The organism is Sanguibacteroides justesenii, from assembly GCF_003204205.1.
GTDB classification, from domain to species: Bacteria; Bacteroidota; Bacteroidia; order Bacteroidales; family Marinifilaceae; genus Gabonibacter; species Gabonibacter massiliensis.
This window is the reverse complement of sequence record NZ_QJPL01000008.1, coordinates 108,612-114,824: the sequence shown is the minus strand read 5'-3', so window position 1 is coordinate 114,824 and position 6,213 is coordinate 108,612. Positions and strand designations below refer to the sequence as shown.

At 40.4% G+C, this 6,213-nt stretch carries 6 protein-coding genes and 1 rRNA gene; 6 read left to right on the top strand and 1 reads right to left on the bottom strand.

What is annotated here, in order from left to right:
- Positions 1-151: 151 nt before the first annotated feature.
- The 6 genes from rrf (at position 152) to DMB45_RS12885 (ending at position 5,026) form a co-directional block, all read left to right on the top strand.
- Positions 152-262 (top strand): 5S ribosomal RNA (rrf, locus tag DMB45_RS12910).
- A gap of 295 nt (positions 263-557) precedes the next feature.
- Positions 558-1,061, top strand: coding sequence for a hypothetical protein (locus DMB45_RS12905; protein WP_041504602.1), 504 nt, complete (start codon positions 558-560; stop codon positions 1,059-1,061).
- A 3-nt stretch (positions 1,062-1,064) separates the two neighbouring features.
- Complete coding sequence (locus DMB45_RS12900; RefSeq protein ID WP_041504601.1) at positions 1,065-2,501, top strand: glycosyltransferase family 39 protein; 1,437 nt, start codon at positions 1,065-1,067, stop codon at positions 2,499-2,501.
- Position 2,502: 1 nt separating this feature from the next.
- Positions 2,503-3,414 (top strand): glycosyltransferase family 2 protein, encoded by a 912-nt coding sequence (locus DMB45_RS12895; protein WP_200889864.1) that lies wholly within the window; start codon positions 2,503-2,505, stop codon positions 3,412-3,414.
- A 63-nt stretch (positions 3,415-3,477) separates the two neighbouring features.
- Entirely contained in the window at positions 3,478-4,428 is a 951-nt protein-coding gene (gene ftsY, locus DMB45_RS12890) for a signal recognition particle-docking protein FtsY (RefSeq protein WP_041504600.1), read from the top strand.
- Positions 4,429-4,558: 130 nt separating this feature from the next.
- Positions 4,559-5,026 carry a low molecular weight protein-tyrosine-phosphatase gene (locus DMB45_RS12885; protein ID WP_041504599.1) on the top strand — a complete coding sequence of 156 codons (468 nt, stop codon included), beginning with the start codon at positions 4,559-4,561 and terminating at the stop codon, positions 5,024-5,026.
- 223 nt (positions 5,027-5,249) lie between these two features.
- Here DMB45_RS12885 and DMB45_RS12880 read toward each other — a convergent pair whose 3' ends face one another.
- Complete coding sequence (locus DMB45_RS12880; protein WP_041504598.1) at positions 5,250-6,200, bottom strand: phosphoribosylaminoimidazolesuccinocarboxamide synthase; 951 nt, start codon at positions 6,198-6,200, stop codon at positions 5,250-5,252.
- Positions 6,201-6,213 lie beyond the last annotated feature (13 nt).

The window sequence follows — 6,213 nt, the reverse complement described above, 5'->3', positions numbered from 1 at the left end:
CCGCAGGTGTAAAGCCGGTGACGGCACAGCCGAGCGGTACTAATAACCCGATAAACTCTGTCGGTTGTTTCATTTCCACGTTCGATGTCCCTCTCCATTCAACTAGCTTAAGGTTTGACGTTGAAGACGTTGAATTATTTTAAAGGTATTAAAAGGTATCTACAGCGACGGTGATCCACCTCTTCCCATGCCGAACAGAGAAGTTAAGCCCGTTAGCGCCGATGGTACTGCCGCGAGGTGGGAGAGTAGGTCGATGCCGAATTTAGGGAGAAGCCACGAGAGATCGTGGCTTTTTTTATTGTAGATTAAAATGATTAAGTGATTAAATGATTTGGTGATCGAGTGATTGGCTGATTCGAATTTAGTCCCGCGATCGTCCTTTTTTTAATTTTAGATTGTAAATTGAATCCCGTTTTTAATTTACAATCTACAATCTAAAATTTACAATCGTCAATCCTTTAATCTCTCAATCTCTTATCATTTTGTCTCCAATCGTTAATCTATAATTCTCAATTGTCAATTTTTTTTAATATTTTTGTCAAAAATAGGACGATATAATGAATAATACGACTTCTTTTATAGTTAAAAATATAGCGGCTTTGTTTTTGATGGTTTTTGTCGTACAGACTGCGATTCGCGATAACGGCGGGTATAATTGGGTTTTTTCTATGCTGGAGGGAAATCTGGAGATGATAAAACGCTACCCCCGGATGAGTACAGAGCAGAAGAACGAGATTAAACATGGAGCGAATTTTAATTATTTACATTTTCTAAAGACCAATACTCCGCCGGATGCGGTTATTCTGTTTCCTCCGAAGGATACGCTCTTGCATGTTAAGCTTTTTAAAGATAAGCCCTCCAATAGTGCTTCTTTGAGAAATAGAATATGGGCGTCTTATTTTGTATATCCTCGTAAGATTATATATGCCGATAGTTTGAAAGGGTGTCCGGCAGAAGTGACTCATATTGCCGTTATCGACAAACATGGGTACGAATATGTAAAAGATAGCGTCGATTTGGCTACCGCTCCTGCTTTTTCGGTTATACCCATAAAAAGATAATTTATGATAGCTTTATTTTCAATCGTATCGGTGTACTTGATAGGGATGATTGTTTTGAGATTGATCAGCCGGGAATGGTCGTTATCGGAAACATTAGGTTTCGGTTTTCCTATCGGTATGGGATGTGTGACGGTATGGATGTTTCTTATGGATGTTTTGGGGATCTCTTTGATACGCGGGACTGTTTTGTCTGGTACTTTTTTATTGGTGGCGTTTTTATATTTTCTTTTGTATTATTTCAAAAAAGATCAGGATATTTTTGCACCTATAAAACGGTACGTCCGTAAGGGAGAGATCAGTAGACTTTTACACAAACAAAATGCCGGAGTTTTATTTTTGTCGGGAGTATTGATCTATTTGATTTATCTGGTAACGGTAAAGGCTTTATACTGGCCTGCTATTCATTACGATACGATTGCCGGGTATGATTTTTTAGCCCGGGCGATTGCCCACGAGGGAACGCTCCATAATTCTCTTTTCGATCCGGCCCATCGTTTGGTTTCTTACCGTAGTATTTATCCTCCTCTTTTTCCTTTAAGTTTTGCCTACGCATATATTTGCGGGGAAATGTCGGTAAAGATTATTCCCATCTTGTATTATGTCTCGATTGCCTTTTCTTTTTATGGTTTATTACGTCGTTATGTGAATCCGTTATCATCGATGTTGATGGTATTGATTTTGTTGGCAACACCTGAATTTGCGGCACAATCGACCTTCTTAATGACGAATATGCCGCAAACTATTTATACTTTGATCGGAGTGATCGGTTTTATTTGTTGGTTTAATCATAAAGGAGAGCGTTATTTTGCCCTCAGTATTATTACCTTGACCTTGGGTGTCTGGGGACGAACGGAAGGGGTTGTATTCTTTATTCCCTGTTGTTTTGCTTTGGCTTATCGACTGATACGGGAATGTCGGGAGCGGTCGTTGTTTTCCCGGGAAAATGTAAAGAGGTGTTTATGGTTTGGTATACCTTCTTGTGTCGCTTACGGAACATGGGAAATCTATCTGAAATACGTTCTGAAAGCCTCTGATTTGCAACAACCTTTTAAGCTGGGAATTATAGAGTTGAAAGGTAAGTTCGACTTTATGATGCGTATCGTTGAAGAGATCAGTTTTTCTTCTCAATTATACGGTTGGGTTATTTATTTGGGGATCACGGCTTTCGTGTTGAATCTGATTTACCTGATGTATAAACGGGAGTGGTTGTTTTTCAATGGAATAACCTTGTCGTTGATCGTTGCGGCATGGTGTATTTATTTGTGGGTCTATTATCAGATCGATGTACCTTCTCTTGATATCTTTGAAGGTTATATCAGTTATGGCTATAAGCGAGGACTTTTTAATTTCTTGCCTTTACTTCTCTTCTATTTTGCCACTTCGAAAGTGGTACAAAATTTCTCGAACATGTTGTATATGGAGTATCCTCAAAAAAAGTAATATGATGAAAACCTGTTTGCTTATTCCTTGTTATAATGAAGGATTGACGATTCGTAAAGTAGTGGATGATTTTAAAAGAGAGGTGCCTGATTTAGAGGTGTATGTATATGATAACAATTCTACGGACAATACCGTGGAAGAGGCTTTATCGGCGGGAGCTATCGTACGTAAAGAGCGTCGGCAGGGAAAGGGGAATGTCGTAAGAAGCATGTTTCGGGATATCGATGCCGATATCTATATTATGGTGGATGGGGACGATACTTATCCGGCCAAGGCGGTTAAGTCGCTGTTGGAACCCGTTGAAAAGGGAGAGGCAGATATTGCGATCGGAGATCGTTTGAGCAACGGTACTTATTTTAAAGAAAACAAGAGGTCTTTCCATGGTTTCGGTAATAATTTGGTTAAGTTTTTTATTAACTACTTTTTTCGTACGGATTTGAAAGACATTATGACAGGATACCGGGTTTTCAGTCGGAATTTCGTGAAGACTTTTCCTGTAATTAGCGAAGGGTTCCAGTTGGAAACGGAAATGACCATATTTGCCTTGAGTAAATATTTCAGAATCGTAGAGGTACCGATAGACTTTTCTGAGAGACCGGAAGGGAGTTTTTCCAAACTGAATACTTTTTCTGACGGTTTTCGGGTTATCATGTGTATTTTCAATATGTATCGGCATTATAAACCTTTACGTTTCTTTACCGTTATCGCCTTATTTTGTATGATACTGTCTTTTATTTTCGGTATCCCGGTAATCATGGAGTATATAGATTACCAATATATATATAAGGTCCCTTCGGCTATATTGGCCGGGTCATTGTTTGTTATTGCAACTTTGACTTATACCTGCGGTTTGATTTTGGATGCGTTGGCTTATAAAGATCAGGCCTTTTTTGAGCAGATATTGAAGAAATGATCGATGAGCGTAAGGAATAGGTTTTAATTTTATATATTCGTGGTTTGAAACAAGATTTAGGAAATGGCATTATTCGGTTTATTTAATAAAAAGAAAAAAGAGAGCCTTGATAAAGGTTTAGAGAAGACAAAAGAGAGCGTTTTTAAAAAGCTTTCTCGGGCAATAGTCGGAAAATCGAAAGTAGACGATGAAGTTCTCGATAATTTGGAAGAGGTTTTGATTACTTCGGATGTAGGAGTGGAGACTACTGTCAGAATTATTCGCAGGATAGAAGATCGGGTCGAACGAGATAAATACGTCGGTGTAGAAGAGTTGAATCGGATCTTGAAAGAAGAGATCGTGGATCTCTTGAAGGAGAATAACGTATCGGATTATAATTCATTCGATTTACCGCCGGGAGACGAACCTTACGTGATAATGGTTGTTGGAGTGAACGGGGTCGGAAAGACAACCACGATAGGTAAGCTCGCCAATAAGTTCAAAGAAGCCGGAAAATCCGTGGTATTGGGTGCTGCCGACACCTTTAGAGCTGCTGCCGTTGATCAGTTGGTCATCTGGGCCGAGCGGGTCGGAGTACCTATTGTAAAACAGGCTATGGGAGCAGATCCGGCGTCTGTTGCTTACGATACGTTGAGCAAGGCGAAAGCCGATCATGCGGATGTGGTCATAATCGATACGGCAGGACGTTTACACAATAAAGTCAACTTGATGAACGAGTTGACAAAGATTAAAAAGGTAATGCAGAAGGTAATACCGAATGCTCCTCATGAGATTTTATTAGTGCTGGATGGCTCCACCGGACAAAATGCTTACGAGCAGGCAAAACAATTTACGTTAGCGACAGAAGTAAATGCATTAGCCATAACCAAATTGGATGGAACAGCTAAAGGGGGGGTCGTGATCGGTATTTCGGATCAATTTAAGATACCGGTGAAATATATCGGTATAGGAGAAAAAATGGAAGATCTGCAAGTGTTTAACCGGGAAGAGTTTGTCGATTCTCTGTTTAGTTAAGCCGAATGATTTAATTGTAAGTTGTAAGGAATACCGTGATTCAATGATTTTGTGATTGAGAGATTGAATTCATATCTGCTGATTTCTGAATTTTAATTTACTATTGTCTACTTAAATTCTTGCATTTCAATTGAAAAAGATTCTTTTTGTTTGTTTGGGTAATATCTGTCGTTCTCCGAGTGCGGAGGCGGTAATGAAGTATTATGTGAAAGAGAGAGGATGGGAGGATCGATTTTTTATCGACTCCGCCGGATTGAGCGGATGGCATTCCGGAGAACCGGCAGATGAGCGGATGCGACAGCATGCTGAAAACAGAGGTTACGAGTTGACCAGTCGTTCCCGTAAATTTTATCCTCCGGCCGATTTTAAAGAATTTGATATGATCATCGGTATGGACGATCAAAATATCCGGGATTTACGGGCTTTGGCCGATACGGAGGAGGAGTTGGGGAAAATACATAAAATGACTGATTTCTGTCGGCATTTTTCCTGTCGAACGGCAATACCGGATCCTTATTATGGTGGGGAGGCCGGTTTCGAGTTGGTGTTGGACCTTTTGGAAGACGGGGTTGAAGGATTGCTCGATGCATTGAAATAACCCATTGAAACGGGTACCATATGCTATTTTAAAATGGTAAATTAAAAGATGCTGAGATATAATGATTATAGGATTTGGTGATTGGAAGATTCAGTGATTGAAGAAGAGTTGACGCTTGAAAGAGGGTAAGAGCACTATTCAATCGTAAATCATGAAGCAAAAAGAATTAAACCCCGAAAGTTTCGATATCTGACTTTCGGGGTTTGTATTATTTGAATATTTTTTATTTCGACAGTTTATCGAGGTACTCGTTCACGTTTTTCTCGATACGTTCCAGTATGTTTGTATTTTCGGCCTTAATGAATTCGGTTCCCGTTATATTTTCATAAAGTTCGATATACCGGTCGGTAATGTTTTTCACCACCGCTGGAGTCATTTCAGGTACTTGTTGCCCCTCTTTTCCTTGGAAGCCGTTTGCCATCAGCCATTCGCGAACGAATTCTTTGGAAAGCTGGCGTTGTTTTTCTCCTTTTGCTAATCTTTCTTCATATCCGTCAGCATAGAAATAACGGGAGGAATCCGGTGTGTGGATTTCATCTATTAAGAAGATCTGTCCGTTTTTCTTTCCGAACTCGTATTTCGTATCCACGAGGATAAGTCCCATTTTAGCCGCCATTTCCGAGCCTCTTTGAAAAAGTGCATACGTGTATTTTTCGAGCATTTCGTAGTCTTCTTTGCTGACCAAACCGCTGGAGATGATCTCTTCTTTGGATATGTTTTCATCATGGCCTTCCATGGCTTTGGTCGTCGGCGTGATAATGGGGGAGGGGAATTTCTGGTTTTCAACCATTCCTTCGGGGAGTTTTATCCCGCAAAGCGTTCTGTTCCCCGCTTTGTATTCTCTCCATGCACTGCCTGCCAGGTAACCGCGGATAACCATCTCCACCTTGAACGGTTCGCACATGTGGCCGATTGTTACCATCGGGTCCGGAGTGGCGATTTTCCAGTTGGGAACAATGTCGGAAGTGGCATCAAGAAATTTCGCCGCAATCTGGTTCAATACTTGTCCTTTGCAAGGAATCCCTTTGGGCAGGACCACGTCAAAAGCAGAAATTCTGTCGGAGACGAGCATGACCAGGTATTCGTCATTGATGTTGTACACATCCCGAACTTTTCCGACATATAGATTTTTTTGTTTCGGAAATTTGAAATTTGTTTTTACAATCGCTTCCATGTTATTCGCTTTA

Excerpts from the sequence above, each read along its gene's own strand:
- DMB45_RS12905 (WP_041504602.1), top strand. The coding sequence starts at position 558 with ATGAATAATACGACTTCTTTTATAGTTAAAAATATAGCGGCTTTGTTT.
- DMB45_RS12900 (WP_041504601.1), top strand. The coding sequence starts at position 1,065 with ATGATAGCTTTATTTTCAATCGTATCGGTGTACTTGATAGGGATGATT.
- DMB45_RS12895 (WP_200889864.1), top strand. The coding sequence starts at position 2,503 with ATGATGAAAACCTGTTTGCTTATTCCTTGTTATAATGAAGGATTGACG.
- ftsY (WP_041504600.1), top strand. The coding sequence starts at position 3,478 with ATGGCATTATTCGGTTTATTTAATAAAAAGAAAAAAGAGAGCCTTGAT.
- DMB45_RS12880 (WP_041504598.1), bottom strand. The coding sequence starts at position 6,200 with ATGGAAGCGATTGTAAAAACAAATTTCAAATTTCCGAAACAAAAAAAT.